The sequence below is a fragment of the Rhizobium atlanticum genome (genome assembly GCF_030182485.1).
GTDB lineage: Bacteria > Pseudomonadota > Alphaproteobacteria > Rhizobiales > Rhizobiaceae > Rhizobium.
On record NZ_JAQJCJ010000013.1, the window covers coordinates 206,017 to 232,664 of the forward strand.

At 62.1% G+C, this 26,648-nt stretch carries 26 protein-coding genes and 1 pseudogene; 17 read left to right on the plus strand and 10 right to left on the minus strand.

From position 1 onward, the window contains the following. Nucleotide 1: 1 nt before the first annotated feature. The 3 genes from PH551_RS20025 to PH551_RS20035 form a co-directional block, all read right to left on the minus strand. Complete coding sequence (locus PH551_RS20025; RefSeq protein ID WP_285194579.1) at nucleotides 2-328, minus strand: DUF2934 domain-containing protein; 327 nt, start codon at nucleotides 326-328, stop codon at nucleotides 2-4. Between the two features lie 81 nt (nucleotides 329-409). Continuing rightward, nucleotides 410-766, minus strand: coding sequence for a hypothetical protein (locus tag PH551_RS20030; RefSeq protein ID WP_285194580.1), 357 nt, complete (start codon nucleotides 764-766; stop codon nucleotides 410-412). A gap of 107 nt (nucleotides 767-873) precedes the next feature. Beyond that, nucleotides 874-1,164: a hypothetical protein gene (locus PH551_RS20035; protein ID WP_097600515.1), complete on the minus strand. Its 291-nt coding sequence runs from the start codon at nucleotides 1,162-1,164 to the stop codon at nucleotides 874-876. 347 nt (nucleotides 1,165-1,511) lie between these two features. Here PH551_RS20035 and groES point away from each other — a divergent pair, with 347 nt between their 5' ends. The 3 genes from groES (at nucleotide 1,512) to PH551_RS20050 (ending at nucleotide 3,935) form a co-directional block, all read left to right on the plus strand. Then, nucleotides 1,512-1,826: a co-chaperone GroES gene (gene groES, locus PH551_RS20040; RefSeq protein ID WP_085781736.1), complete on the plus strand. Its 315-nt coding sequence runs from the start codon at nucleotides 1,512-1,514 to the stop codon at nucleotides 1,824-1,826. Between the two features lie 150 nt (nucleotides 1,827-1,976). Next, on the plus strand, nucleotides 1,977-3,605 hold the full coding sequence (gene groL, locus PH551_RS20045; protein ID WP_285194581.1) for a chaperonin GroEL: 1,629 nt from the start codon (nucleotides 1,977-1,979) through the stop codon (nucleotides 3,603-3,605). A gap of 57 nt (nucleotides 3,606-3,662) precedes the next feature. Beyond that, nucleotides 3,663-3,935: a hypothetical protein gene (locus PH551_RS20050; protein ID WP_285194582.1), complete on the plus strand. Its 273-nt coding sequence runs from the start codon at nucleotides 3,663-3,665 to the stop codon at nucleotides 3,933-3,935. A gap of 122 nt (nucleotides 3,936-4,057) precedes the next feature. Here the strand turns inward: PH551_RS20050 and PH551_RS20055 are convergent, their stop codons facing one another. Continuing rightward, nucleotides 4,058-5,188: an HPP family protein gene (locus PH551_RS20055; protein ID WP_285194583.1), complete on the minus strand. Its 1,131-nt coding sequence runs from the start codon at nucleotides 5,186-5,188 to the stop codon at nucleotides 4,058-4,060. A 55-nt stretch (nucleotides 5,189-5,243) separates the two neighbouring features. Continuing rightward, entirely contained in the window at nucleotides 5,244-6,149 is a 906-nt protein-coding gene (locus tag PH551_RS20060; protein WP_285194586.1) for a LysR substrate-binding domain-containing protein, read from the minus strand. A gap of 309 nt (nucleotides 6,150-6,458) precedes the next feature. On the opposite strand from PH551_RS20060, the gene PH551_RS20065 reads away from it, so the two are divergent. Next, nucleotides 6,459-6,770, plus strand: coding sequence for a hypothetical protein (locus PH551_RS20065; RefSeq protein ID WP_285194651.1), 312 nt, complete (start codon nucleotides 6,459-6,461; stop codon nucleotides 6,768-6,770). A gap of 171 nt (nucleotides 6,771-6,941) precedes the next feature. Here PH551_RS20065 and PH551_RS20070 read toward each other — a convergent pair whose 3' ends face one another. Further along, nucleotides 6,942-7,844 (minus strand): GNAT family N-acetyltransferase, encoded by a 903-nt coding sequence (locus PH551_RS20070; protein WP_285194588.1) that lies wholly within the window; start codon nucleotides 7,842-7,844, stop codon nucleotides 6,942-6,944. Between the two features lie 260 nt (nucleotides 7,845-8,104). Between PH551_RS20070 and argE the strand changes: the two genes are divergently transcribed. From argE to PH551_RS20100, 6 genes are all read left to right on the plus strand, one after another. Next, nucleotides 8,105-9,229, plus strand: coding sequence for an acetylornithine deacetylase (gene argE / locus PH551_RS20075; protein WP_285194589.1), 1,125 nt, complete (start codon nucleotides 8,105-8,107; stop codon nucleotides 9,227-9,229). Between the two features lie 23 nt (nucleotides 9,230-9,252). After that, nucleotides 9,253-10,176: a 2-hydroxyacid dehydrogenase gene (locus PH551_RS20080; protein ID WP_285194590.1), complete on the plus strand. Its 924-nt coding sequence runs from the start codon at nucleotides 9,253-9,255 to the stop codon at nucleotides 10,174-10,176. Nucleotides 10,177-10,213: 37 nt separating this feature from the next. Next, nucleotides 10,214-10,567, plus strand: coding sequence for a cupin domain-containing protein (locus PH551_RS20085; protein WP_221127150.1), 354 nt, complete (start codon nucleotides 10,214-10,216; stop codon nucleotides 10,565-10,567). Nucleotides 10,568-10,691: 124 nt separating this feature from the next. Next, nucleotides 10,692-12,155, plus strand: a complete 1,464-nt coding sequence (locus tag PH551_RS20090) for an aldehyde dehydrogenase family protein (RefSeq protein WP_285194591.1) — start codon at nucleotides 10,692-10,694, stop codon at nucleotides 12,153-12,155. Between the two features lie 9 nt (nucleotides 12,156-12,164). Then, entirely contained in the window at nucleotides 12,165-13,208 is a 1,044-nt protein-coding gene (locus tag PH551_RS20095; protein WP_285194592.1) for a tartrate dehydrogenase, read from the plus strand. 74 nt (nucleotides 13,209-13,282) lie between these two features. Then, nucleotides 13,283-14,740: an NAD-dependent succinate-semialdehyde dehydrogenase gene (locus PH551_RS20100; protein ID WP_285194652.1), complete on the plus strand. Its 1,458-nt coding sequence runs from the start codon at nucleotides 13,283-13,285 to the stop codon at nucleotides 14,738-14,740. A 156-nt stretch (nucleotides 14,741-14,896) separates the two neighbouring features. Here the strand turns inward: PH551_RS20100 and PH551_RS20105 are convergent, their stop codons facing one another. From PH551_RS20105 to PH551_RS20120, 4 genes are all read right to left on the minus strand, one after another. Beyond that, nucleotides 14,897-16,171: an NAD(P)/FAD-dependent oxidoreductase gene (locus PH551_RS20105; protein ID WP_285194593.1), complete on the minus strand. Its 1,275-nt coding sequence runs from the start codon at nucleotides 16,169-16,171 to the stop codon at nucleotides 14,897-14,899. Nucleotides 16,172-16,184: 13 nt separating this feature from the next. Next, nucleotides 16,185-16,853 (minus strand): haloacid dehalogenase type II, encoded by a 669-nt coding sequence (locus PH551_RS20110; protein ID WP_285194594.1) that lies wholly within the window; start codon nucleotides 16,851-16,853, stop codon nucleotides 16,185-16,187. A gap of 145 nt (nucleotides 16,854-16,998) precedes the next feature. Further along, complete coding sequence (gene otnC / locus PH551_RS20115) at nucleotides 16,999-17,667, minus strand: 3-oxo-tetronate 4-phosphate decarboxylase (protein ID WP_285194595.1); 669 nt, start codon at nucleotides 17,665-17,667, stop codon at nucleotides 16,999-17,001. 15 nt (nucleotides 17,668-17,682) lie between these two features. Continuing rightward, nucleotides 17,683-18,681: a LacI family DNA-binding transcriptional regulator gene (locus tag PH551_RS20120; protein ID WP_285194596.1), complete on the minus strand. Its 999-nt coding sequence runs from the start codon at nucleotides 18,679-18,681 to the stop codon at nucleotides 17,683-17,685. A gap of 222 nt (nucleotides 18,682-18,903) precedes the next feature. Here PH551_RS20120 and ltnD point away from each other — a divergent pair, with 222 nt between their 5' ends. From ltnD to PH551_RS20155, 7 genes and pseudogenes are all read left to right on the plus strand, one after another. Further along, nucleotides 18,904-19,848, plus strand: a complete 945-nt coding sequence (gene ltnD / locus PH551_RS20125; protein WP_285194597.1) for an L-threonate dehydrogenase — start codon at nucleotides 18,904-18,906, stop codon at nucleotides 19,846-19,848. A gap of 11 nt (nucleotides 19,849-19,859) precedes the next feature. Further along, nucleotides 19,860-20,636 (plus strand): 2-oxo-tetronate isomerase, encoded by a 777-nt coding sequence (gene otnI, locus PH551_RS20130; RefSeq protein ID WP_285194598.1) that lies wholly within the window; start codon nucleotides 19,860-19,862, stop codon nucleotides 20,634-20,636. 3 nt (nucleotides 20,637-20,639) lie between these two features. Further along, nucleotides 20,640-21,917, plus strand: coding sequence for a 3-oxo-tetronate kinase (gene otnK / locus PH551_RS20135; RefSeq protein WP_285194599.1), 1,278 nt, complete (start codon nucleotides 20,640-20,642; stop codon nucleotides 21,915-21,917). A 187-nt stretch (nucleotides 21,918-22,104) separates the two neighbouring features. After that, nucleotides 22,105-22,941 (plus strand): GNAT family N-acetyltransferase, encoded by an 837-nt coding sequence (locus PH551_RS20140; protein WP_285194600.1) that lies wholly within the window; start codon nucleotides 22,105-22,107, stop codon nucleotides 22,939-22,941. 12 nt (nucleotides 22,942-22,953) lie between these two features. Continuing rightward, nucleotides 22,954-24,330, plus strand: coding sequence for an aspartate aminotransferase family protein (locus PH551_RS20145; RefSeq protein WP_285194601.1), 1,377 nt, complete (start codon nucleotides 22,954-22,956; stop codon nucleotides 24,328-24,330). Between the two features lie 219 nt (nucleotides 24,331-24,549). Beyond that, nucleotides 24,550-24,854, plus strand: a pseudogene (locus PH551_RS20150) (HAD family hydrolase); the annotation flags it as partial. Between the two features lie 149 nt (nucleotides 24,855-25,003). Next, nucleotides 25,004-26,617 carry an ABC transporter substrate-binding protein gene (locus PH551_RS20155; RefSeq protein ID WP_285194603.1) on the plus strand — a complete coding sequence of 538 codons (1,614 nt, stop codon included), beginning with the start codon at nucleotides 25,004-25,006 and terminating at the stop codon, nucleotides 26,615-26,617. Nucleotides 26,618-26,648: the final 31 nt, after the last annotated feature.

Genomic DNA, 26,648 nt, shown 5'->3' on the forward strand with positions numbered 1-26,648 from the left:
GTTACGGCCCTTCGGTCCTACTGATTCTTCGCTGGGAAGGCTTCTCACCCGTTGTCATCTCGATATCGGGTGTCGTCGCCCCAGCAACTTGAGCAAGGCCGGCTCGCGGCGGATCGAGATCACCGCTTTCCCCGGCTCCCTGAAGCAAGGCCGCATCATCTCTGTCGTCTTGATCAAGCAGGTCTTGCAGCGTCTCATGCTCGTCTTCGCCAGCCAGCTCGTCGCAGGCCTGCATCCAATGACGCAGGTCCGAACCTTCAGGGCGGCCTTCGGCTTCCCAGATTTCATAGGCGCGCCGCCGTATCTGCTCGTGTTTGTCTATGGCCATGATCTTCTCCAGTTTCGACCTGACCTTGAAGCCTTCGTCTGGCTCCGGCGCTCCCGACGGCTCTCAGCGCAGCTTCGTCTTTCAAGGCGTGTTGATGGTGGGAAGAAAATCTTCGACTTGCTTGCGCTCATCCTTTGGGAGGGTCTCCACCCGCTCTTTCCAGAAGCTTTCGGCCGCCGGGGGATCCTCCTCCCATTGGCGAACAGTGGTGATGTTGTCATCAATTTTGGACCGGCGGCGCCCGCCGAGGCTGAGATACTCCTTCGCGAGTTTCAGGCTTGGTGTCTCGGTACCGCTATCGCGATCAACCGTCGAACGCGCGTTGCGTCGAGCGGCTTCCAATGCCGCCTGGCGATCGGCCTCGGCTTGCTGCGTGTCGAAGGAGCGCGCATCGTCGGTTCCGCTCTCGGGAGACATGTTGGTTGGGGAAGTGGTCATGGATCACCTTTCGATGCTGCGATCCAATAACCTCCGCCAGCCGCGAGAGTTCCGCATGCTGGCGATTGATTCGGGCGGGCGGTCGAGCCGAACCGTGCTGCCGGCAATCAGTGAACGGCCATGCTCACCATGCGATAAGGGTGCACGGCCTCGAACTGCGAGATCATGGCCGTTGCCTGAAGCAACACGCGCTCGGCATTCTCGGGATCGTCGCGAGCGAGTTCGTCGGCATTGACGCGGATTGCTTCGGCCATGTTGTTGGAGAGTACGGCAAAGTGCGTATTGCCTTCGACAAGCGCCTCGCGCGCCGTATCCTCCAGCGTGCGAGCGATATCGACGAAGATCTCCTCGCGTTCCTCGATAGTGAGGTCTTTGATTATATTGGTCTTCTCTTCCATGTCACTCACTCCTAAAGACGTGGGACGGTGATCGAGCTCTTCGAGCCTCGATCGCCTGAGAGCTAGGAACGCCGACATCCGGATTCAAGCCATGTACAGTTTGAACTCGCCTTCGAGCCGAGGGGACGAGATCGTCATTATGCCGAACGCAGGAGTGGGCCTTCTGTTCCCGGGGAGAGCTGCTAGCAGTCGCCGGTAGAGAGTGCTAATTTTTCTCCTGCTCCTCTTGAAATCGAAAAACGCTCGAACCAGATCATTCGCGCAAGGCGCGACTTTGCACCCGGACCTCGTTAATCCGGTTCGGCCAGAGCCGACAACGTCGTCATTGTTTGTCTATGGAGGAAGACATGTCGTTCCGACCGCTTCATGACCGCATTCTCGTCCGCCGCGTCGATTCCGAAGAAAAGACCAAGGGCGGCATCATCATTCCCGACACCGCCAAGGAAAAGCCGCAGGAAGGCGAGGTCATCGCCGTCGGCCCCGGTGCGCGCAATGATGCCGGCCAGATCCAGGCGCTCGACGTCAAGGTCGGCGATCGCATCCTGTTCGGCAAATGGTCCGGCACGGAGATCAAGATCGACGGCGAGGACCTGCTGATCATGAAGGAAAGCGACGTGATGGGTATCATCGAAGCCCAGAGCGAGCGGAAAGAGGCCGCCTGAGTCCATCAAGTCGAAAATCAATGCTAAAGCCCGGTGCGATCTCTGAGATTCGCTCCTCGCGCTTTAGATCTTAATTTCTACGCATGTCGTCCTCGCAAAACCGCTGTACACTTGGCGACATGCGCAAGCTGCCGATGAAGGAGTGAGGACATGGCTGCTAAAGAAGTCAAATTCAGCGTCGAAGCCCGCGAAAAGATGTTGCGCGGTGTCGACATCCTGGCCAACGCCGTAAAGGTGACGCTGGGTCCGAAAGGCCGCAACGTCGTGATCGACAAGTCCTTCGGTGCGCCGCGCATCACCAAGGACGGCGTCTCGGTCGCCAAGGAAGTCGAGCTCGAAGACAAGTTCGAGAACATGGGCGCGCAGATGGTCCGCGAAGTCGCTTCGAAGACCAGCGACATCGCCGGCGACGGCACCACGACCGCGACGGTGCTCGCCCAGGCGATCGTCAAGGAGGGCGCCAAGGCCGTCACGTCGGGCATGAACCCGATGGACCTGAAGCGCGGCATCGATCTCGCCGTCAGCGCGATCGTCGAAGAACTGAAGGCCAACGCCCGCAAGATATCCAACAATGCCGAAATTGCCCAGGTCGGCACGATCTCCGCCAATGGTGACGCCGAAATTGGCCGCTTCCTGGCGGAGGCCGTGCAAAAGGTCGGCAATGACGGCGTCATCACCGTTGAAGAAGCCAAGACCGCCGAGACCGAACTCGAAGTCGTCGAAGGCATGCAGTTCGACCGCGGTTACCTCAGCCCCTACTTCGTCACCAATGCCGACAAGATGCGGGTCGAGTTCGAGGACCCCTATATTCTCATTCATGAGAAGAAGCTGTCGAACCTGCAGTCGATGCTGCCGATCCTCGAAGCTGTCGTTCAGTCGGGCAAGCCGCTCCTCATCATCGCTGAAGACGTCGAAGGCGAAGCCCTTGCGACCCTCGTCGTCAACAAGCTGCGCGGCGGCCTGAAGATCGCTGCCGTCAAGGCGCCCGGCTTCGGCGACCGCCGCAAGGCCATGCTGGAAGACATCGCCATCCTGACCGCGGGCACCGTCATCTCCGAAGATCTCGGCATCAAGCTTGAGAATGTAACGCTCAACATGCTCGGCCGGGCAAAAAAGATCACGGTCGAGAAGGAAAACACGACGATCATCGACGGCGTCGGTTCGAAGGAGGAGATTGCAGGCCGCATTGCCCAGCTCAAGGCCCAGATCGAAGAAACCACCTCCGACTATGACCGCGAGAAACTGCAGGAACGCCTCGCCAAGCTCGCCGGCGGTGTTGCCGTCATCCGCGTCGGCGGCTCGACAGAGGTCGAGGTGAAGGAGAAAAAGGATCGCGTCGACGACGCGCTGCATGCAACAAGGGCAGCGGTCGAGGAAGGCATCCTGCCAGGCGGCGGCGTGGCGCTGCTGCGCGCGGTCAAGGCGCTCGGCAATATCAAGACTGCCAATGACGACCAGCGCGTGGGTGTCGACATCGTCCGCCGTGCGCTCGAGGCCCCGGCTCGACAGATTGCCGAAAACGCCGGCGCCGAAGGCTCTATCATCGTCGGCAAGCTGCGCGAGAAGAGCGACTTCTCCTATGGCTGGAATGCTCAGACCGGCGAATTCGGCGATCTCTACGCGCAGGGCGTCATCGATCCGGCAAAGGTCGTTCGCACCGCGCTGCAGGATGCATCCTCCATCGCCGGCCTGCTGGTGACGACGGAAGCGATGATCGCCGAGAAGCCGAAGAAGGATGCTCCTCCGGCAATGCCGCCCGGCGCCGGTATGGACTTTTAAGTCAGGGTCTCAGGCTCGCCCGGACACGCCGGGCGGGCCTTTTCCGAGAGAATGAAGATGGTTCAAACGATCCTAAGCCGATCGCAGGTGCCGTTGGACTCCCGCGATCTCGAAACCTGCCAACGCGTCTTCGACAAGCTCAGCGCCGATTACGCAGTGGCAAGAGACAGCGACGAAGCCGAACGAATGGCGAGCATCATCATCGAGCTCTACAGACAGGGCGTGCGCGATCCCAATCATCTGCAGTCGATGGTTCAGGCGGCCCGCGGCCTGTTTGAGACAAACGGACGCCCGACTACGCCGGTGGCTGCGCCGGCAGGCAATCGATGACGAGCGCATCCCGGATCCGCTTCAGCTCATAGCCGAGATCATATCGGAAGGCCTGACGCCGAAGGCATGTCGCCTTCGGCGGCCGTGACGGGCCGGCAGCAATCCGAGCCGCCCCGCACGTTTCACGCCACAGCCGCGATCGTATCGCCGTCGTTCGGCAGCAGCCGCGCCACGGCGCTCAAAAGGTCGGTCTGCGATATCAGGCCGAGGATCCGGTGGTCGTCGTCGACGACGATGACGGCATGGGTGCGCCCGTCCGTCAGAACCGGCAGCAGCGACAGGGCGAGATCCGAAGCTCTTGCCACCGCCGGCTTGGAGATCGCGTGGGCAATCGTATCGCCGCCCCCAAACAATTCGCGCAAGCCGACAGTGCCGATCAGACGGCCTTCCTGATCTTTCACCGGCAGGGTGCGAATATTATGCTTCAAAAGAAGATGTCGCGCGGCGTCCGGCTCGGAGGTCTCGCCGATGGCGATCACATCACGCGACATGATCTCGGCGCAGCTGATCTTGTCGTTCGATCGGATCGCCGCCTGCAGCTCGACCTGCTGCAGCAATCTCCCGAGGTCCGCACGATCGATATCGAATGTTTCGTCGAGCGCTTCGAGGGCGGCATCGACATCCTCCTCGCGAAAGCCCACCCGCGCGGCGGATGGCGGATCGATCGTCTGGTGGGTGTTCTCCGCCGGCTTCGGCACGACATGCGGATAGTTCCGCCTTGAAAGCTTGTGGAACAGCAGCCCGAGCCCGACGAGAATGCAGGAGTTCAAAGCGACGGGCACGAAGGGAAAGAGGAATCCCCACCCGGCAACCACGGGGCCGCCGAGCACGGCGGTCAGTGCCGCAGCCCCTCCCGGCGGATGCAGGCATCGCGTGAACGACATTGCGCCGATCGCCAGCGAAACGCCGACGCCCGTCGCGATGATCGGATCACGAATGAAATACGCCGCAATAATCCCCATCAGGGCGGAAATTGTATTGCCGCCGACGATCGCCCATGGCTGAGCCAACGGGCTTGCCGGCACTGCGAAAAGCAGCACCGCCGACGCCCCCATCGGCGCGACGATCAGCGGAAGATGCGGCCCCTGACCGAACAGATAACCGCTGATGACGCCAGTGAGACCGATGCCCAGCAAGGCCCCGAAACAGGCGATCAATCGTTCTCTTAGCGTCGCGCCGGCCAGAATGGGCGAAAACAATCGAAAGCGGCGAAAACGGCTCGGCCCTACCTTCGGTGAAACGGGAAACTGCATGCGAAGACCAATTGGGAGTGAGGATTATCTGGAGGTGGAGGATGAGACGCCGGAGCTAGTTTGCCGCCAGCCTGACATCTCTGCCTTTGGTTGCGCCAAGCACTTCATGAAAGGCACTGAAGGCGCTAGGGCAATCGTCCTTGCGGTAAACCAGCAGGGTCTCGACCGGCCCGAGCTGATGGGTTTGAACGGAAGTCGGCCAGTGCATGATATCGAGAACGGACCTTGGGATCACACCCGCGGTATTTCCGGTCGCAACACTCGCCAGGATCGCATGATAGGAACCGTGCTCGATCGTCGGCAGGCCGCTCGATTTGCGCGCCCAATCCTCGGCAATCCGGCGATAGGTGCAGCCGGGTTCCAAAGCCGCGAGCGACCCGACACGCAGGTCGGCCGCGGATTTGATCGCGGGATGCCCGGATGGCAGCACGATCAACAGATCTTCGATGAAGACCGTCTCCATCTCCAGCGCCTCGAGTTCGGCATCGAAATCCAGATCCTCCTCCCGCATCGCCTTCGGTGGGCGGGCAATAAGCGCGCAATCCAGCGCATCGGCTAGAACATCGCGGGCGAGATCGCGAGACGCGCCCATCGTCAGATGCAGCGACACGTCGGGCCACATCTGGTTGAATTGCGTCAACGCCGCCGGCAGCCGGCTTGCCGCCGTGCTCTCCATCGTGCCAACCCGCAATGTTCCCGACGGGGCAAGAGGCCGCACGGCCTGGCGCGCTTCCAGCGCCAGCGCCATCAGGCGATTCGCATAGGCGAGAAAGGTTTCGCCCTCCCGCGTCAGCGTCATCTTCTTCCCGTCACGGCTGAACAGGCAAGCGCCAAGGTCCTCCTCCAATTGCTGGATGCGCGTCGTCACATTCGACGGCACCCGCCCGACGGCCTTTGCAGCCTTCGTAACGCTGCGATCGCTGGCTACAGCGAGGAATATCTCGATTGACGAAAGGTCCAATAAAAATCTCTTTTTCGGAACTAAAGCGAGTCATCGTTCTCTATATAAAAATCATTACCCGAGCTCAAGCGGGTTTAGACACAGGCGCAAAAACCGGAATCGGGGCAGCGTGAGGGCTCCCGGGCGCGACCTTCTCATAATGTCCGTGCCATCGGCAGGCCGGACAGCCAAGTGATTGCCGAAAAAAAGATCGAGACGCCACCGAAATAGCCACGCAAAGTCCGGGATCGGCCCCGCTACCGAGCGTTTTTTCGGCTGGCATGGAGATTGCGTCTCTATGCTGATCGTAGAACGACCGGCGCCGACCATATGCTGCACCTTGCTTTGACCTGCCTTCTTCTAAGCGTCGCTTCAGGCCTGAGCATGCGGCGTTTTCTTCTGCCGTATTTTCCCGGCGGCGACCTCGCTGAGAAATCCGCTCCTGTCACGGTCGTCGCAAGCGCGGTCTTTCTGGCGGCAGTCGCCTTTACCATCTCCGACCAAAATCTCTGGGCCAAATCCGTCGTGCTGATGCTCTGCCTTTTGCTGGCGGCAATGTTCGACGACGCCCGCCCCAGTCTGACCATCGCGCTTTCTGCCATTAGCCTGGCGGCCTACCTCGGGCTGCGCTCGATCGGCTGAGCATATGCTTGGCATCCTGTCCTGCCGATCGATGACACGGTGTTCTGGCTCGATACCGTATACCGGCGGGAAACGGCGCAAGGCCTGTGGCAATATCGTTCCTTCCGACCCGAAGCCGAACGTATCGAGGCTTCGGCCGCCATGCCCATTTATCCCGGCGCTTAATTTCCGTCAGCCGAGCGCCTGGCTGACCAGCGCATAGGTTTTCGGCCGATGCCCCACATGACCTCCCGGAATTGGAAGCCAAGGGTCGCCCAGCGACATGGTTGTCACGAAGTCAAAGACAGCAAGGCCACAGCGGGAGAGAAAATCGGCGAATATTCCGGCCTTCTCGCGCGTATCGAGGCGCAGGAATGACCCCGCATGCTCTAGCACATGCGGATGAACGACGGCACTTGCGTCTGCGTCACTGACCGCCACCACCGGGCCGACGACATGGCCGCGCCCGAACCTTCGGCAAAGCGAGAAGGCCTCGATCCGGCCGGCGCGAACCAATACGACGCCCTTGGAATGTGCCATGAGCCGTGTCAGAAGCAGCGTGCGGTCCGTGCCGAAGGCAACGCGATCCAGTTCCGCGATCGCCTCCAGATCTTCAGCTTCCACGGGCCGTATCGCGGCACCGGCCGGCAGTTCCACATTCTGCGGCACTGTCGCTTCGCCCTGACATTGAAACACGGGCGCCTCACCGACAAAATCCAAGGCCAGATAAAGGCGTCGCGCCGCCCGCGTCGCGTTCAGCCCAAGATTTCTTCCCGCAACCTGGTCGAGCGCATGGCCCATCAGCCACTGCCCGGCGCCATTGGCCTGCAGGCGCGGCGAGGTGATCACCATACCGATCGTGGCGAACCGGCCATCATAGGGAAACCACATCGCAGAGCCCAGGATGCGGCCGATTTCATCGATGGCCGCAATGCCCTGCCCGAATTCGCGCAGGAATTGCCAGTCTTCACGGCGGTGTGGCCAGGCGACGGACATCGAAAGCGCATGCAGTTCGTCGAGATCGACGCTGTCGATCCCGGTTATGCGCGTCTCGAAACTATCGACCAACCTGGATTCGGATGTCAGTGCACTCACTCCCGCCCTCCTGCGGCGTTGTCCGGCCAACCCTTAGGGAAAGCTGCGCCCGGAAGTTCCTTCGTCGAGATTAGGACGGATTGCGCGATACAATTCACTGGCGAAGCCCGTGCAAACACAACAATCGTCCAAATCCGATGCAGTTTCGGCAAATAAAGCCTGGGCAAGTCCCTACAGTCATTGACAGACCCCACCGCCGGCTGCGCCGTTGCCCGCGAGTGGGCCGGTGCAACTCTATATCCCGCGATGCGAGGACGCACATGCAGGCAGTTGAAATCCTCGAAAGGTTGGTCGGCTTTCCCTCGGTCGTCGGCACGCCGAACGGCGAGATCGTTGGGTGGATCAGGCATTACCTGCAAAGCCACGGTATTGTCGCCACGGAGATTGCCGGCCCCGAGGGCGACCGGTCGAACCTCTTCGTAACGATCGGCCCAAGCGAGACGCCGGGCTACATCCTCTCCGGCCATATGGACGTCGTTCCCGCCGTGGAAGGCGGGTGGAGCAGCGATCCGTTCCGTCTCCGCGCCGAAGCGGACCGCCTCTACGGTCGCGGAACCACCGACATGAAGGGCTTTCTCGCCGTCGTGCTTGCCGCCGTCCCCGCACTCGCGGCGGCGCGCCTCCGCCGGCCCATCCACCTCGCTTTTTCCTACGATGAGGAGGCAGGCTGCCGCGGCGTTCCGCACATGATCGCGCGCCTGCCTGAGCTCTGTGCACATCCGCTCGGCGCGATTATTGGCGAACCGAGCGGCATGCGGGCGATCCGCGCACACAAGGGCAAGGCCGCCGCTCGGCTGACTGTCAGGGGCCGCTCCGGCCACTCCTCCCGCCCGGACCAGGGACTAAATGCCATTCACGCCATGACCGAGGTCTTAGCTTGCGCCAGCGCCGAAGCCGAGCGGCTGACGCAGGGTCCGTTCGATCCTGTGTTCGAACCGCCCTATTCCTCGCTTCAGGTCGGCACATTGAAGGGCGGCCAGGCGATCAACATCATTCCCGATAGCTGCGAAGCCGAGTTCGAGGCCAGGGCCGTTTCTGGAATCGACCCGGCCACGCTGCTGGCGCCGCTGCGAGCGATGGCCGAGGCGCTGCCGCAACGCGGCTTCCAGTCGGAATGGCGCGAACTCAGCGCCTATCCGGCGCTGTCGCTGGCAGCCGATGCGCCGCTTGCTCACTTGCTTAGCGAACTCACTGGTATCGAGCCGCTCGCCGCCGTCAGCTACGGCACGGAAGCCGGCCTTTTCCAGCGCGCCGGCATGGATGCGATCATCTGCGGCCCGGGCGATATCGCCCGTGCTCACCGACCGGACGAATTCATCCTAGCGAGCGAGCTCCTGGCCTGCCAGGGCATGATCGAGGCACTCGCCCGACGTTGCACCGCCTGACGTCAGATCAAGGAGCCGTTGCGATGACCTTTCTCTTCAATTCCGATGCGAAGCGCGGCGCGATATTCGCCGACGCCTTCGCGCGCGAGCTGCCCGACATGGCCTTCGCCATGGATCCGGCTTCGGTCGAACCGGAGGCTGTGCGCTACCTGATCACCTGGACCGTGCCGGATGATCTCGCCCGCTACCGCAACCTCGAAATCCTGTTTTCGATCGGCGCCGGCATCGACCAGTTCCGCATCGACGCCGTGCCTGCGCAGGTCAAGGTGGTGCGGATGGTCGAGGACGGCATCGTCAGAATGATGCAGGAATATGTGACGCTCGCCGTCCTCGCGCTCCATCGCGACCTGCCGGCCTATCTCGACCAGCAGCGCCGCGGGATCTGGCAACCGATCGCAGCCGTTCAGGCGGCGCAACGCCGCATCGGCGTGCTCGGGCTCGGCATGCTCGGAAGCGCAGTGCTTGAGAGTTTGCGTCCTTTCGGCTTTCCGATGTCCGGCTGGAGCCGCACCCCGCGCGCGATCGACGGCGTTCGGTGCCTCAGTGGCGGCGAGGGACTCGAGACCCTGCTTGCTACCACCGACATTCTCGTCTGCATGCTGCCGCTGACCGAGGAGACGCGCGGCTTGCTGGATGCCGAGCTTTTCGCCAGGCTTCCGATCGGGGCCGCACTCGTGCATGTCGGTCGCGGCGCCCAGCTCGATCACCAGGCGCTCGTCGCAGCCCTTGACGCCGGACATCTCTCCGGCGCCGTCGTCGATGTTACCGATCCGGAGCCGCTGCCATCCGGCCACGCCTTCTGGAGCCATCCCAAGATTTTACTGACGCCGCATATTGCCAGCGTCACCCAAGCCGAAACCGCTGCGGCCGCCGTGATCGCCAACATCAAACGGCACCGGGCGGGCCTCGACCCGATCGGGCTGATCGATCGCAGCCGCGGCTACTGATCATCTCACCAACCATCCACACCTCGAAAGGAACGCCATGTCCCTGCTCAAGACAATCGACACCAACCCGTCCCATGCGCCGCGTGAGTCCGGCCCCCTACCCGAGCGTCTGATCGCGGGCAACCCCACCTTCAAGACCTGGGCGCAGGATGTTGCTCGCGCAGACACCGTTCATACCGGCGTATGGGAGGCAACGCCCGGCGAGACCCGTTCGATCAAGGGCGAGACCTTCGAGTTCTGCCATATCCTTTCCGGCCTGGTCGAACTCACGCCGGAAGGCGGAGAACCGGTGGTCTATAGGGCCGGCGACAGTTTTGTCATGAAGCCGGGTTTCGTCGGCGTCTGGAAGACGCTCGAGACGGTGCGCAAGATTTACGTGACCGTGACGTGACGCCGTAGAATTAACTGATGGCGGCGGCGAAAACGCAATTTTTCGCCGCCCCGGCACCGCCGGTCGATGCATGCTGCTCGCTTTCCCAAGCTAGGCTTACCTCAGCTCATGCCGAGGATACGCAATGACACTCAGCTTCGATCCGAACTCGATCTCCCTGCCCATCGGACACTTCATCGGCGGCCGTCTGGTTCCGGCCGAAGCCGTCATCGATATGCACCGGCCGTCCGACGGCAAGGCCTATGCCGGCTGTCCGCTTGCCGACGCAGCCCTTGTCGACCAAGCCGTGGAGACGGCAAGGGGGGCGTTAGATAGAAGCAATTGGGGCGGTGTGCGGCCGCGCGAGCGCACCAAGGCGCTGCAGCGCTGGGCTGACCTGATCGAAACCGAGGCGGAGACACTTGCCAGGCTTGAAGCGCTTTCCTCGACCCGACCGGTCGGCCATCTCGTCGCCGGCGATATCGCCGTCACCGCCGAGCAGATCCGCTTCTTTGCTGAATTCGCCGACAAGGAAGGGGGCGATCTCGTCCCGACCGACGACGCAAATTTCGGCATGATCGTGACGGAGCCATATGGCGTCGTCGGCGCCATCACACCCTGGAATTTCCCCTTGTCAATGGCGGGCTGGAAGCTTGGCCCGGCGCTGGCGGCGGGCAATGCGGTGGTGTTGAAGCCATCGGAGATGACACCGTTTTCGACGCTCTTTCTTGCCGAGCTTTCGGTACGCGCAGGCCTGCCCGCCGGCCTCGTCAACGTCGTGCTGGGTGACGGCCCGATCACCGGCACCGCCATCACCGGGCATCCGGGAATTTCCAAGGTCAGCTTCACCGGTTCGACCGCGGCCGGCGCGGCGATCATGGCCAATATTGCCAGGACGGGCGTGAAGCCGATGACGCTGGAGCTCGGCGGCAAGAGCCCGCAACTGGTCTTCGCGGATGCCGATCTCGATCTTGCGGCAGGCGCCATCGCCGCCAGCATCTTGTCCAATGCCGGCCAGGCCTGCATATGCGGATCTCGTCTCATCGTCGACGCGAAGGTGGCGGACGCGCTCGCAGCGGCACTGCTTTCCAGACTGGCGGCAATCCGACCAGGGCCGACCTGGGAGGAAACGACCGATTATTCACCCGTTATCTCCGAACGCCAGATCGCCCGTATGGACGGCATCATCCGCGCCGCCATCGCCGGCGGCGCCGAATGCCTCACCGGCGGCCGCCGGCACGATCGTGAGGGATATTTCTACGCGCCGACGCTGATTTCGGGAGTGACGGCAACATCGCCCGCGGTTCTCGAGGAAATCTTTGGACCTGTCCTGACGATCCAGACCTTCGAGGATGAAGAGGAGGCGCTGCGGCTGGCCGACCACCCATCCTATGGGCTGGCGGCGGGTCTCTTTACCCGTGATCTGTCGCGGGCGATCCGCCTCACCCGGCGCCTGCAGGCCGGCACCGTCTGGGTCAACCGTTACGGCAGGTCGCGCGACCATATCCTGCCGACCGGCGGTTACAAGCAGTCCGGCATCGGCAAGGACCTCGGCCGCGAAGCCTATCATGCCAACCGCAAGAGCAAGAGCGTGCTCATCAGCCTTTAAGGAGCTCAGATGAAGACTTACAGGATTGCCCTTCTGCCGGGAGACGGCATCGGCCGCGACGTGACCGATGCTGCCTGGGCCGTGCTCGAAAAGGCAGCCGGAGCGAGCGGTGTTTCTCTTGAAGCGACCCGCTACCCCTGGTCCTGCGACTATTATCTCGAAAACGGCAGCATGATGCCGGCCGACGGGATCGAGACCCTGAGGTCTTTCGATGCCATCCTGCTCGGCGCTGTCGGCTGGCCCAGCAAGGTGCCGGATTCCGTATCGCTGCATGGGCTGCTGCTGCCCATCCGCAAGGCTTTTGTACAATATGCCAACATCCGCCCGCACAAGCTGCTGCCCGGTGTGCAGGGACCGCTGCGGTCGCAAGACTTCGATATCCTGTGCATCCGTGAAAACACCGAGGGAGAATATTCCGGCGCCGGCGGCCGCGTCCATCAGGGCACCGACAGCGAGGTGGCAGTCGAAACCTCCATCTTCACCCGCAAGGGGGTCGAACGCATCCTGCGTTTCGGTTTCGAGCAGGCACGCGCGCGGCGCGGCAAACTCGCTTCCGTGACCAAGTCAAACGCGCAGAAATATTCGATGGTCTTCTGGGACGAAATCACCCACAGGCTCTCGGAAGAATATCCGGATATCGAGGTGACGAGCTACCACATCGACGCCATGGCCGCCCGTATGGTCATGGCGCCTGAGAGCCTCGATGTCGTGGTCGCATCCAACCTGTTCGGCGACATTCTGACCGATCTTGGCGCTGCCATCCAGGGCGGGCTCGGCTTCGCGGCATCCGCCAACATCAATCCTGACCGTTCCGCACCGTCCATGTTCGAGCCAGTCCACGGCTCCGCGCCCGACATCGCTCATCTCGGAATTGCCAATCCCATCGCTGCCATCTGGTCGGGCGCGATGATGCTGGAGCATCTTGGAGAGGCGACCGCCGCTGGCAGGGTAATGGCCGCGATCGAGGCGACGACGGTGCGCGGCATTGGCGTCGTTCCCGGCAAGGACAAAACGCAGGCGATCACAGCCTCGGTGCTTTCCGCACTCGGCTAGAGCAGGTGGCGCAAGATGCGCTGCGGTTTTGCGCCCGCAATTGTGGAGAGGATGCTTCGATGAAAGAGAACAAGATGAACGGATTGAAGGATGCAAGCCTGCTGCGTCAGCAGGGGCTCATCGACGGAGAATGGTGCGGGGGCGCAGCCGGGCGCACGATCGAGGTGATCGATCCGGCGACGCAGCTTGTGCTGGGCAGCGTGCCCGACATGGACGGAGCCGACACACGGGCCGCTATCGTGGCGGCGGAAAAAGCGTTTGGTCCATGGCGGGCAAAGACCCATGCCGAGCGCGCCGCCCTGCTCGAAGCCTGGCACGACCTGATGCTCGACAATATCGAGGACCTGGCGCTGATCCTGACGACGGAACAGGGAAAGCCGCTGACGGAGGCACGGGGCGAAATCCGCTACGGCGCCTCATTCATCAAATGGTTTTCCGAGGAAGCGCGCCGCATTGGCGGAACGACCATCCCCTCGCCTATCGCGGACCGGCGGATCGTCGTTCTGAAGGAGCCCGTCGGCGTATCGGCGATCATCACGCCGTGGAATTTTCCCAATGCGATGATCACCCGCAAGGTGGGGCCTGCGCTTGCGGCCGGTTGCACGGTGGTCATCAAGCCATCGGAGCTGACCCCCTTCTCGGCATTGGCGCTCGCCGTACTGGCGGAGCGCGCCGGCATCCCCAAGGGGGTGATCAACATCGTTACCGGCATGCCGGCCGCAATCGGCGACGAACTGATGACGAACCAGACCGTCCGCAAGATCTCTTTCACCGGCTCGACCCGCGTCGGTTCGCTGTTGATGCGGGGTGCCGCTGACAGCATCAAGCGGCTCAGTCTCGAACTCGGCGGCAACGCGCCTTTCATCGTGTTCGACGATGCCGATCTCGACCTCGCCGTAGAGGGCGCCATCGCGTCCAAATTCCGAAATGGCGGTCAGACCTGCGTCTGCGCCAATCGTCTTCTCGTCCAGTCCGGCGTCTACGATGCCTTTGCCGCCAAGCTCGGCGCGCGCGTGTCTGCTATGAAGGTAGGGGCAGGCACGGAGGCCGGAACGGATATCGGGCCAATGATCAACAAGGCAGCGATCGAGAAGATCAAGCGTCACGTGGACGATGCGGTGGAAAAGGGAGCCAAGATCCTCGCCACCGCCGGCTCTATGCCGGGCGGCGATCAATATGCGGCGCCGATGGTGCTCGGCGGCGCAACGACCGACATGCAGCTTGCCACCGAGGAAACATTCGGACCCGTTGCCCCGCTCTTCCGCTTTGACACCGAGGAGGAGGCGATCCGCATCGCAAATTCCACCCCCTTCGGCCTTGCGGCATATTTTTACACGGAGAGCCTGAAACGATCCTGGCGGGTGGGCGAAGCGCTCGAGTTCGGCATGATCGGGCTGAACACGGGCGCCATCTCGACCGAAGTCGCTCCGTTCGGCGGTGTCAAGCAATCCGGCCTCGGGCGCGAGGGCGCACAATGCGGCATTGAGGAATATCTGGAAATGAAGAGCTTCCACATCGGCGGTCTCTCCTGACCGACAGCAAAAACAAAGGGGCGCCGGGAGTTCATTCCGGCGCCCTTCCTAAACGCTATCGCAAGCCACGGATCTTTGGATTCTGCCTGTCACCCCTGCTGCAAGATTTTGCGACACAGGTGCGAGAATGACTGAGCCGCTCTCGCCACGCGGCGCTTACATGAAGCGATCAAGTGTCTTGTAGTAGAGCCCGACGACCGGCAGGAACCACGGCTTGCCGAAATGGCCGGGAACGGCAGGCCAATCGAGCCCCTTTACCGGATTGCGGTCCGCCTTGCCCATGATGGCGTCGGCGATGATCATGCCGAGGTGGGTGGAGAGCTGGGCGCCGTGGCCGGAATAGCCCATCGCGTACCACACGCCATCGACGTAACCTGCGCGCGGATAGCGGTCCTTCGTCATGTCGACGAGCCCGCCCCAGCAATAATCGATCTCGACGCCGGCAAGTTGCGGGAAGATTTCAGACAGGCCGGCGCGCAGGATATCGCCACTCTTTGCATCCGACCGCTGATCAGACGTGGCGGAAAAGCGTGCGCGGCCGCCGAAGATCAGCCGCTTGTCCGGCGATAGCCGGAAATAGTTGCCGATGTTCATCGAGGTGACGCAGGTCCGGTTTCCCGGCATCGTCGCTGCGATTTCGGCGTCGCTCAACGGACGGGTAGCGAGCAAGAAGCTGCCGACGGAAATGATCCGGCGGCGGAAATAGCCGAAGAGCGACGGCGTGTAGGCGCCTGTAGCGACCAACACGTGGTCGGCCGTGACGGCGCCCCGCCTCGTCTCAAGGCTGTGGCGCCCATTGCCCTGCTTGTGTTCGGTCACGGCAGCCTTTTCGAAGATGACGGCGCCGTGGCGGACGGCCGCGGCGGCGAGCCCGGTGACATAGCGGCCCATATGCATCATCGCGCTCTTTTTCGAGAGCATGGCGCCATGGAAGGGCGAGCCAACCTCACTCTTCAAGTCATTCGCCGAAAGAAGCGCCGTCTCCGGATCGACCTCTCTATGCACAGCCTCGAAGTTGCGGGCAATGGCATCGAAATGCTGAGGCTTGGAGGCAAGCTTGAGCTTTCCCGCGCGACGGAAATTGCAATCGATGCCCTCCTCGATGACGATCGCCTCGATCGTATCGATGGATTCATCGAACGCCCGATAGAGCGCCATAGCCTTCTGCGCACCGAGCGCTGACTTCGCGGACAGGAAGCTGTGAGCCAGTCCGTTGTTGAGGTGGCCGCCATTGCGCCCTGATGCCCCCCAGCCCACCCGTTCGGCCTCCAGTACGACGACCTTGACGCCGGCTTTAGCAAGCTGGCGCGCCGCTGCAAGCCCGGTAAAGCCCGCGCCGATCACGGCGACATCATAATGTCCTTCGACAGGGCCTTGGGCCGCATCGGCAAAAGCACGCGCCGTGTCGTGCCAGTAGGACTGGAACTGCATCCTCTTATCTCCGTCAGAGGCCGACAACGCCAGGCAAGCCGGAGATGTCGGGAATCTCGACATAGCCGTAATAGGGATTTGCCGGCTCGTGACCGCGATTGACCCAGACCTTGTTCTTGATGCCGAGATCGTGGGCCGACATCAGATCATAGCGGAATGAGGACGAGCAATGCAGCACGTCCTCTGGCCCGCAGCCGAGCATGTCGAACATGTATTCGAAAGCCTGGAAGCGCGGCTTATAAGCATTGGCCTGCTGAGCGGTATAGACCGCGTGGAAGGGCGCGCCGAGCTTTTCGACATTCGACATGATCTGGGAGTTCATGGCGTTGGACAGGATGACCAAAGGAATTTCCTTGGCAACTCTGGCAAGGCCCTCGGGCACATCGCGATGCGGCCCCCAGGTGGGAACACGCTCGTAAACCATTTGCGCTGCTTCGTCGCGAAACGTCACGCCGTTGCGCTTGCATGTCCGCTCGAGCGAATTGTGCACCACCTCGGCGTAGGGCTTCCAGGCGCCCATGATCTCGTCCAGCCGATAAGCGGCGAAATTCCTGACGAACTCCGCCATGCGCGGCTCCTCGAGTTGGTCGCCATAGAGATCGCGTGCCGCTTCCGCCATCTGGAAGTTGGTGAGCGTGCCGTAGCAGTCGAAGGTGATGTATTTCGGGCGGAACGTCGTCATCTGTCTATCCTTGAATGATTGGAACCGGGATGTTTCACAATCATAGGCACCGCTTTATCCGTGGCTTACCCGAATTGGCGGCATCCGAAGCAGAATCTATCGTATCGAAAGCGGCGTTTGGCAGAAGGTTGCGCGCCGCTCGGGTTCAGTCGTGATCGTGGTCATGATGCGACGGAAGATCGAGGCCGAAGGTATTGACGAGATCGGTCACCTGAGCCGGGCTGAGGAAACGGGGATTGAGGTTGCGCAACAGCAGATAGAGCTTCGCCGTTTCCTCCAGTTCCTCGGTCGCGAAGACCGCCGCCTCCAGGCTGTCACCGGCGACAACAGGTCCATGATTGGCGAGTAGCACCGACGAATATCTGCCTGCCAGTCCCCGGATTGCGTCAGCCACCGCCGGATCCCCAGGACGATAATACGGCACCAAGGCCGTTTGACCGGCGCGCATGAGATAATATGGCGTCATCGGTGGGAGGGCGGCACGCGGATCGATCTCCGGCAGCATGGTCAGCGCCACCGCATGGGTGGAGTGAAGATGAACGATGGCGCGAGCGCTGCCGCGTGTATCGTAGAGGGCGGTGTGAAGCGGAATTTCCTTGGTCGGGTTGTCGCCGGACAGCAAACGGCCTTGCGCATCGAGCCTGGAGAGCCGGGCCGGGTCGAGAAAACCGAGCGACGCGTTGGTCGGCGTCACCAGCCAGCCGCCGTCCTCCAGCCGCAACGATATATTGCCGGACGAACCGGGCGTCAGCCCGCGCTCGAATAGCGAGCGAGCGTATCGGCAGATTTCCTCACGCAGGCGCGTGTCAGACATGGCGGTTCCTCCAGGTTACGCAGTTGCCCCTTCGATCAGTTCAAAACCGAGATCGATGGCCTGCGGCGGCGCGTTGGCGACGACCAGCTCAGCGGCGATCTGCCCCGTCGCCACACGCGGCGTGCGGATGGTCGATAAGGGTTGCGGGATTGCCCGGCCGATATCGAGCCCGTTATAGCCGAAAATGGCGAGCTGCGAGGGAATGGCGATCCCTTGAGCGAGACAATGAAAATAACCACCGAGCGCCATGTCATCGTTGGAAAAGTAGACCGCATCGAGGCCGGTCGCACGTGCGAGCAGTCGCTCCAGTCCCTGCTTGCCGTTTTCGACCGAGGAAGCGTCCGCGAGGATTTCCTGGGCGATGAGGGGGGTGCCGTTGGCTTCAAGAGTTTCACAAAAGCTCAAGAAACGTTTGCCGGCGCGGGTGTCGCGGTCCAGGTCGTGACCGACATAGCCGATCCGGCGGTAGCCCCGCCTGAGCAGGAAGGCAGCACTCTCCCGCCCGGCCGCGCGATTCGAGAAGCCGACCGCGATATCGAGGGCATCGCCATCCAGATCGAGCAGTTCGACGACCCGGCATCCGCTGGCGCGCAGCATCTTCGCCGTACCGTCGGTGTGCTCGTAGCCCGCCAGCATCACTGCCGCCGGGCGCCAGGCAAGCATCGCGGTTGCGAGCGCCTCCTCCTTTCCCGGATCATAGTCCGTCACCGAAAAGACTGCCTGATAGCGGTTTTCTTCGAGAACGGCACCCGCTCCACGCAGCACGTCGGAAAATACGATGTTAGACAGCGAGGGAATGACGAAGGCGACAAGACGCGAACCTGTGGAGGCAAGCGTTCCGGCGATCCGGTTCGGGACATAGCCCAGCCGCTCGACGGCAGCCATTACCCGCTCCCGCGTTCTGCCAGAAAACGATCCGTGATTGCGCAGCACGCGCGACACCGTGCTCTCGCCGACGCCGGCCGCTTGCGCGACCTCTGCAAGGGTCACCGTCGCCTGATTTTTGAATTCCATGGTCAATTTTGAACCCGGCATCTGGAGCGCGAAGCTATCCTCGGGACGCCTCGTCTGCGACAGTCATTTTTCATCTCTTCCGACCAGAAGCAAGATATTTTTGGCAGCGCTGCCAATCTGCAGTTGGCAGCGCTGCCAAAAGGGAGTAGGAAAATGGCAGCGCTGCCAAAAGATCGCTTATCGCCGCCAAGGCATGGCTCTTGCAAGACTGGAGAAACTCCTATGACACCGCTTGCCGAACATTCAGGCCCCACCATCATCGCGGCCGTGATCGGACTTGGCTCCATGGGCCTGGGAATGGCTCGCTCGATGAAGCGCGCCGGTCTCGACGTCATCGGATATGACGTAACGCCGGCGGCAGTGGACCGCTTCGTCGCCGAAGGCGGACGTGGTGCGGCGACTCCTGCCGACGCCGCCAGGGAGGCTGACATCGTCGTCTGCGTGGTGGTCAATGGCGCGCAGACCGAGGCCGTACTGTTCGGGGCACAGGGCGTTGCGGCTGCGATGAAGGCGGGCGCCGTATTCATCTCCTCGGCAACCATGGATCCGGCCGTCGCGCGCGATCTGGCGGGGCGGGCCGAGGCCCTCGGTCTGCACTATCTCGATGCGCCTATATCAGGCGGCGCGGCGAAGGCGGCGCTTGGCGAGCTGACGATCATGGCTTCCGGCTCCAGGCAGGCTTTCGATGCCGCGCGGCCGGGTCTCGAGGCCATGGCCGGCAAGGTCTACGAGCTCGGCGACGCGGCCGGAACCGGCGCCGCTTTCAAGATGATCAACCAGCTTCTCGCCGGGGTGCATATCGCAGCCGCGTGCGAGGCCATAAGCTTTGCGGCCAAGCAGGGCCTAGACCTCGACAAGGTCTATGAGGTGATCACGGCTTCGGCCGGCAATTCCTGGATGTTCGAAAACCGCGTGCCGCATGTGCTGGCCGGAGACTATACGCCGCTCAGCAGCATCGAGATTTTCGTCAAGGATCTCGGTATCGTCCAGGATATGGCCCGCTCCGAACGATATCCGGCACCGCTCGCGGCAGCCGCTCTGCAAATGTATCTGGCGGCGGCCGGAGCCGGCATGGGCCGCGACGACGACTCCTCACTCGCACGCCTCTACGCCAAGCTTTCCGGCGCGGAGTTGCCCGGTTCCGTCAAGGAACCGCTGGGCCTGTAAAGGAAGCCATCATGCCTGTTTTCGCCGCCAACCTGACGATGATGTTCAACGAATGGGCATTCCTCGACCGTTTCGATGCCGCAGCCGACGCCGGCTTTGCCGCCGTCGAATATCTCTTTCCCTATGAAGCCGCACCGGAGGCCATCGCCGAACGGCTCGCCCGCAACAATCTGCAGCAGGCCCTGTTCAACCTGCCGCCAGGCGACTGGGGTGCAGGCGAACGCGGCCTCGCGGCCCTTCCCGGACGTTTCGACGAGCTGAAGGCCAATGTCGAGCGGGCATTGGACTATGCGGCGGCGACCGGCGTCAGACGGTTGCACCTGATGGCGGGCATCGCCGATTCTGATGATCAGGACGCCTCTTCCAGCTATCGGCGCTCCGTCGCCTATACCGCCGGCCGGCTCGGAGAAAAGGGAATCGATCTTCTGCTTGAGCCGATCAACGCGCGCAACATGCCGGGATATTTCCTCAACGATTTCGACATTGCCGAGCGGTTGATCGCCGAATGCGGCCTGCCGAACCTGAAGCTCCAATTCGATATCTATCACCGTCAGATCATCCATGGGGACGTCGCCATGGCATTGCGGCGCCTGCTGCCGATTACAGGCCATATCCAGATCGCCAGTGTGCCGTCCCGCAACGAGCCGGATGGGGAGGAGCTGAATTATCCCTATCTCTTCAGCGAAATCGACTGCCTGGGTTATGACGGCTTTATCGGCTGCGAATATATTCCGCGGGGTCGCACGCTGGACGGTCTAGGCTGGTTCGCCCCTTTTGCACGGAGCTAGATAATGACGATTTCACTCGGATCGATTGCTGACGACTACACGGGCGCGTCGGATCTCGCCAACACGCTGACAAAGAACGGCCTGCGCACGGTGCAGACGGTCGGCATCCCCGATCCCTCGCTCGCGCTGCCCGACGTCGATGCCGTCGTCGTTTCCCTGAAAATCCGCTCGGTCCCTGCCTCTGAGGCCGTGACGGCTGCTACGGAAGCCGAGCGATGGCTGCGCCAGCGGGGGGCCGGCCATGTGCTTTACAAAATCTGCTCAACCTTCGACTCCACCGATGCCGGCAATATCGGTCCTGTCACCGAGGCTTTGCGCGATGCTGCGGGCGGCGGCAGCGTGTTGGTTTCGCCGGCCTTTCCTGAAACCGGGCGAACCGTCTATCTCGGCCACCTCTTCGTCGGGGGCCAACCATTGAACGAAAGCCCGCTCAAGGACCACCCCCTCAACCCGATGCACGATGCCAATCTCGTGCGGGTTCTCGCCCGGCAATCTCGCGGCGCCGTCGGACTTATCGATCTGGCAGCCGTCGCGGCCGGCCCTGCCGCCGCGAGGGCGAGGACCGATGCGCTGCGCACGGCAGGCGTGAGCATGGCTATCGCCGACGCGATTTTCGAAACGGATCTCGAAACGCTCGGCGAGATCGCGCTTGAAATGCCGGTATCAACCGGTGCCTCCGGCCTTGGCCTCGGCCTTGCCCGGGCGCTCGTCCGTTCCGGCCGCATATCCGGCGGTGCAACAGCTGAAGACATTATTTGCCCTGTCGGCGGGTTTTCGGCGATCGTTGCCGGCAGTTGTTCGAAGGCAACGCTACGCCAGCTCGAGGTCGCCGAACGGTCGATGCCTGTGCTGCGGCTTGATCCGGAGCTGCTGATGTCAGGCCCGGATGAGATCGCCGCCGCTGTTTCCTGGGCCGGAGACCGCATCTCCGCCGGTCCTGTCATAGTCGCCGCGAGCGGGACGCCGGAAACGGTATCCCGGCTGCAATCGCAATATGGGCGGGAGGCCTCTGGCCACGCGATCGAGACCGCGACCTCGATCATTGCAGCCGAACTGGTTGAGAGAGGCGTGCGCCGCCTGGTGGTCGCCGGCGGCGAAACCTCCGGAGCCGCCGTCGACAGGCTTGCCATCCCGGCATTTCTGATCGGCCCCGAGATTGCTCCGGGCGTGCCGGTGCTGCGTACGGTGGGCAATCGGCAGGGCGACATGCTTCTGGCATTGAAATCCGGAAATTTCGGCGGCGACGACTTCTTTGCGGCAGCGCTGGCGATGATGCACTGACCTGCCCCACGACCCGAGCGACCCGGCCCCAGCCGGTTTTGGACAGCATGGATATCGTCCGGCTCTAGCATAAGATGCGGCAGCCCGATGGCGTAAAGCCATAAGATACTGCCTGAACCGCGGCCTTCAGACGATCTGCCCGCCGGGGCTCCGGCAGACTTGCGGGCAGGACATGAAGGACGGCCCGATGCAAACACGCCAGATCGAAATCGCTGCATTTAGCCCAGATCATCTGAAGGCAGCCGTTGCACTCTCCAGACAGGCGGGCTGGCCTCATCGGCCGCAGGACTGGCAGATGGCCCTCGCCTTGAGCGAAGGCGTGGTCGCAATCGAGAACGACAGGGTCGTCGGCACCGTGCTCGTCACACCTTACAGGCAAGATTGCGCGACCATCAACATGGTCATCGTCGACGAAGCCATGCGCGGCCGTGGCCTCGGTCGCAGGCTGATGGATGCCGCCTTGCAGATCGCAGGCGACAGGCCGCTGCGGCTCGTGGCGACAACGGCGGGCCTGCCGCTCTACCAGAAGCTAGGCTTCCAAGAAACCGGAACCGTGGCGCAGCACCAAGGCCTTGCCGGAGAAATCGGCGCGCCGGTCGGCACGAGCGCTGCCACCGCCGACGATCTCTCTTCCATCACTCAGCTAGACCGTCTTGCCTTCGGCGCCGATCGAGAAAAGCTCATCTCCTATCTCGCACAGGTGGGCGAATTCGCCGTCATTCGCCGCGACGGCGGTGTCTCGGGTTTCGCCTGCCTGCGTCCCTTCGGGCGCGGCGAGGTGATCGGACCCGTGGTCGCCGCGAATATAGAAGACGCCAGGAAACTCATCGAACATCACATCGCCGCACGGGCAGGACGGTTCATTAGGGTGGATACGATAGCCGAAACTGGACTCTCTCAATCGCTCGTCACGATGGGGCTAGCCCATGTCGACGGCGGGATCGTTATGAAAAAGCCCTCGGTCGGCGACCTCGCCGCCCGGACCGTCACCACCTTTGCCCTTGCCAACCAGGCCCTCGGCTGATCCGGAGATCCCATGTACAGCAACTCGCTCATCGAACTCGATCGTGCCCATCTCATTCATCCGGTGGCATCCTACCGCAGTCATGAAAAACATGGCGTGCGCGTGCTGGCCTCCGCCAAGGGAGCAACGGTCACCGACGCCTCGGGCAAACAATTGATAGACGGGTTCGCCGGTTTGTGGTGCGTCAACGCCGGTTACGGCCACGACAGCATCGTCGAGGCGGCGGCCCGGCAGATGCGGGAGCTTCCCTATGCAACCGCCTATTTCGGCCTCGGCTCCGAGCCCGCGATCCGGCTCGCAGGCGAACTTGCCGACCGGGCGCCGGGGGATCTGAACCATGTCTACTTCACGCTCGGCGGCTCCGACGCGGTGGACAGCACGGTTCGCTTCATTCGCTACTTCTGGAATGCCCGAGGACGGCCCGAACGCGATCAGTTCATTTCGGTCGAACAGGGTTATCACGGTTCCTCGACGGTGGGTGCGGGCCTGACCGCCTTGCCTGCCTTCCATGCCGGCTTTGGCCTTCCTTTCGACTGGCAGCATAAAATTCCGTCGCATTACGCCTACCGTAACCCCGCCGGCGATAGCCCGCAGGCGATCATCGAGGCTTCGCTCGCGGCGCTGAAAAACAAAGTCGAGGCGATCGGGCCCGATCGCGTCGCCGCCTTCTACGTCGAACCGATCCAGGGTTCGGGCGGCGTGCTTGTGCCGCCGAAGGGATGGCTTAAGGCGATGCGGGAATTCTGCCGCGAGCACGACATCCTTTTTGTCGCCGATGAGGTGATCACCGGCTTTGGCCGGACGGGGCCCCTTTTTGCCTGCAGTGAGGAAGAGGTCGTGCCTGATCTTATGACGACCGCCAAAGGCCTCACCTCCGGCTACGTCCCAATGGGCGCCGTCTTCATGGCCGATCACGTGTATGAGACGATCGCCGACGGGGCAGGCACCACCGCGATTGGTCATGGCTTTACCTATTCGGCCCACCCTGTCAGCGCCGCCGTCGGCCTCGAAGTCTTGAAGCTCTACGAAAACGGCCTTCTCGATAATGGCGTCAAGGCCGGGAAGCGGCTGATGCAGGGGCTCGAATCGCTGAGGAACCACCCGCTCGTCGGCGATGTCCGCGGGCGCGGCATGCTCGCTGCCATCGAACTCGTGGTCGACAAAGCCAGCAGGACGCCGCTGCCGGCATCCGCCGAGCCGGCGCGCCGCATCTTCGATCGCGCCTGGGAAAACGGCCTCGTCATCCGCGCCTTCGGCAATGGCATTCTTGGCTACGCGCCGCCGCTATGCTGCACCGAAACCGAAATCGATGCGATCGTCGATCGCACGCGTTTGACGCTGGACGAGACGCTGGAGGACCCGGATGTGCGTCGGGCGCTGCGAGCCTGAGAATATCGCGAAACCGCCAGATTCGGTATTTTGTGCCGCTTGATGGCGCCTTTTCGGAAAATATGGCGCAGCGCAGGTGATAATCTAAAAACGAAGAAAGGGCCCGATCACGACAATTACGGGCCTTAATACAAGAGCGGGACAACGATCCCGCCGGGAACGGAATATTCTTCTTTGAGAAGCGGCGCTCCCATCGGAGCCGAACACTGGGGAATTCGCGTGAGCAAGAGCCTTCGGGAATTCAAGTACATGACCTTCGACGTCGTTGGCACGCCCATCGAATTCGAGGGCAGTCTCAACGCTTGCCTTGCCGAGGTCGCGGCCGCAATGGGACATGAAATCGATGGCGAGCGGGCGCTCAGCCTCTATCGCGCGGCCTGCTACGCAGACGCCGCCGACTTCTTCCCGACGATCTGGTGCGCGTCAATCTCGCGATCGCGCCGAAGCTCCGCCTGCCGGCCGATCGCACTTATGGCGAACAGCGGCGGGAGCGGCGGCATGCGCAGAAGGGCTGCAATGACACGATCGAGCCGGCCGAATTCACCGCAGCCGATTATCAGTTCACGTCGATGGCCGACCTCGCAGAGGCCGTAGCCGCTTCGCGCGCCTGACTTTTAAAACCGGGTCGGGCTCGCCCAGCAGGCGGCCCGCCATAGAAGAAAAGGGGAATGCCATGACCGACTTAAAGACTACGAATTGGACCCGAGCCGACGACGCAGTGGTGGAAAGCGCCATCCGACGTGGTGCCACCCGCCGTGAACTGCTGCAAATGCTTCTCGCCGGCGGCGTCGCCATGTCTGCAGGCGGCGTCATCGTAGGTCGCGCCACTAAGGCGATCGCCGCAACTCCGGTAACCGGAGGACATCTCAAGGTAGCAGGCTTCCAGTCTTCGACCGCAGACACGCTCGACCCGGCCAAAGCGTCGAATTCCACGGATTATTCACGCTGTTGCGCGGTCTATAACCGGCTTTCAAACCTCGACAAGTCCGGCGCAGTCGAGATGGAGCTGGCGGAAAGCATCGAGAGCGCCGATGCTAAGGTGTGGACCGTGAAGCTGCGCAGGGGCGTCACCTTTCACGACGGGAAACAACTTACGTCGGCAGACGTGATCTTTTCGCTCAAGCGCCACCTGGATCCTAACGTGGGCTCCAAGGTCAATGCCATCGCGAAGCAAATGACGGGATTCAAGGCGGTTGACGATCTCACTCTCGAAATCACACTCGCAGATGCCAACGCCGATCTGCCGACCATCCTGGCGCTGCATCACTTCATGATCATCGCGGAAGGGACCGCCGACTTCTCCAAGGGGAACGGCACAGGGCCTTTCGTTCTCGAAAACTTCGAACCCGGTGTGCGCTCGCTGATGCGGCGGAACGATCAATATTGGAAGCCGAAGGGTCCATTTGTCGACTCCTTTGAGTTCTTCGCGATCAGCGACGACAGCTCGCGCGTAAACGCCTTGCTGTCCGGAAACATCCATGTCGCGGCTGCTATCAATCCTCGTTCGGAGCGGCTCGTTGAAAGCAGGCCGGGCTTCGTTCTCTCGAAATCGAGCGCCAGCAGCTACACCAACCTCAACATGCGCCTTGATACGGCCCCTGGTCAAAATAGTGATTTCGTGGCGGGCATGAAGCACCTGGTCAATCGTGAGCAGATCCTGAGGGCAGCCTTACGTGGGCGCGGAGAAATTGCAAACGACCAGCCGATTTTCCCGGGCAACCCCTATCGCAATGACGATCTCAAGCCGAAGCCGTACGACCCTGAAAAGGCCAAGTTCCATTTCAACAAGGCGGGCGTTCTCGGGCAGTCGATCCCGGTGATCGCGTCCGAGGCCGCGAACTCCGCAATCGACATGGCGATGATCATTCAGGCTGCCGGCGCCGAAATCGGCATGAAGCTCGACGTCCAGCGCGTGCCCTCCGACGGCTATTGGGACAAGTACTGGCTCAAGGCGCCGATCCATTTCGGCAATATCAATTACAGGCCGACGCCCGATATCCTCTTCTCGTTGCTATACGCGTCCGGAGCTCCCTGGAATGAGAGCCATTACAAATCGGAAAAATTCGATAAGATGCTGATCGAGGCGCGCGGTTCGCTCGATCAGGAGAAGCGCAAAGCTATTTACAACGCGATGCAGGTAATGATCGCGGAGGAGGCCGGCACCATCATTCCGGCCTACCTGACTGGTATCGACGCCATCACGGACAAGCTCAAGGGCATGGAAACAAACCCGCTCGGAGGGATGATGGGTCATCGCATGGCTGAGTATGTTTGGTTTGAATCTTGATTGACAAAGTAGGCTCGGGGCTGCAGCCACG

Excerpts from the sequence above, each read along its gene's own strand:
- PH551_RS20055 (WP_285194583.1), bottom strand. The coding sequence starts at position 5,188 with ATGCAGTTTCCCGTTTCACCGAAGGTAGGGCCGAGCCGTTTTCGCCGC.
- PH551_RS20100 (WP_285194652.1), top strand. The coding sequence starts at position 13,283 with ATGAACGGATTGAAGGATGCAAGCCTGCTGCGTCAGCAGGGGCTCATC.
- groL (WP_285194581.1), top strand. The coding sequence starts at position 1,977 with ATGGCTGCTAAAGAAGTCAAATTCAGCGTCGAAGCCCGCGAAAAGATG.
- PH551_RS20065 (WP_285194651.1), top strand. The coding sequence starts at position 6,459 with ATGCTGCACCTTGCTTTGACCTGCCTTCTTCTAAGCGTCGCTTCAGGC.
- PH551_RS20080 (WP_285194590.1), top strand. The coding sequence starts at position 9,253 with ATGACCTTTCTCTTCAATTCCGATGCGAAGCGCGGCGCGATATTCGCC.
- PH551_RS20140 (WP_285194600.1), top strand. The coding sequence starts at position 22,105 with ATGCAAACACGCCAGATCGAAATCGCTGCATTTAGCCCAGATCATCTG.
- argE (WP_285194589.1), top strand. The coding sequence starts at position 8,105 with ATGCAGGCAGTTGAAATCCTCGAAAGGTTGGTCGGCTTTCCCTCGGTC.
- PH551_RS20085 (WP_221127150.1), top strand. The coding sequence starts at position 10,214 with ATGTCCCTGCTCAAGACAATCGACACCAACCCGTCCCATGCGCCGCGT.
- PH551_RS20105 (WP_285194593.1), bottom strand. The coding sequence starts at position 16,171 with ATGCAGTTCCAGTCCTACTGGCACGACACGGCGCGTGCTTTTGCCGAT.
- PH551_RS20050 (WP_285194582.1), top strand. The coding sequence starts at position 3,663 with ATGGTTCAAACGATCCTAAGCCGATCGCAGGTGCCGTTGGACTCCCGC.
- otnK (WP_285194599.1), top strand. The coding sequence starts at position 20,640 with ATGACGATTTCACTCGGATCGATTGCTGACGACTACACGGGCGCGTCG.
- PH551_RS20145 (WP_285194601.1), top strand. The coding sequence starts at position 22,954 with ATGTACAGCAACTCGCTCATCGAACTCGATCGTGCCCATCTCATTCAT.
- otnI (WP_285194598.1), top strand. The coding sequence starts at position 19,860 with ATGCCTGTTTTCGCCGCCAACCTGACGATGATGTTCAACGAATGGGCA.
- PH551_RS20155 (WP_285194603.1), top strand. The coding sequence starts at position 25,004 with ATGACCGACTTAAAGACTACGAATTGGACCCGAGCCGACGACGCAGTG.
- ltnD (WP_285194597.1), top strand. The coding sequence starts at position 18,904 with ATGACACCGCTTGCCGAACATTCAGGCCCCACCATCATCGCGGCCGTG.
- PH551_RS20090 (WP_285194591.1), top strand. The coding sequence starts at position 10,692 with ATGACACTCAGCTTCGATCCGAACTCGATCTCCCTGCCCATCGGACAC.
- PH551_RS20120 (WP_285194596.1), bottom strand. The coding sequence starts at position 18,681 with ATGGAATTCAAAAATCAGGCGACGGTGACCCTTGCAGAGGTCGCGCAA.
- PH551_RS20025 (WP_285194579.1), bottom strand. The coding sequence starts at position 328 with ATGGCCATAGACAAACACGAGCAGATACGGCGGCGCGCCTATGAAATC.
- PH551_RS20095 (WP_285194592.1), top strand. The coding sequence starts at position 12,165 with ATGAAGACTTACAGGATTGCCCTTCTGCCGGGAGACGGCATCGGCCGC.
- PH551_RS20035 (WP_097600515.1), bottom strand. The coding sequence starts at position 1,164 with ATGGAAGAGAAGACCAATATAATCAAAGACCTCACTATCGAGGAACGC.
- groES (WP_085781736.1), top strand. The coding sequence starts at position 1,512 with ATGTCGTTCCGACCGCTTCATGACCGCATTCTCGTCCGCCGCGTCGAT.
- otnC (WP_285194595.1), bottom strand. The coding sequence starts at position 17,667 with ATGTCTGACACGCGCCTGCGTGAGGAAATCTGCCGATACGCTCGCTCG.
- PH551_RS20110 (WP_285194594.1), bottom strand. The coding sequence starts at position 16,853 with ATGACGACGTTCCGCCCGAAATACATCACCTTCGACTGCTACGGCACG.
- PH551_RS20030 (WP_285194580.1), bottom strand. The coding sequence starts at position 766 with ATGACCACTTCCCCAACCAACATGTCTCCCGAGAGCGGAACCGACGAT.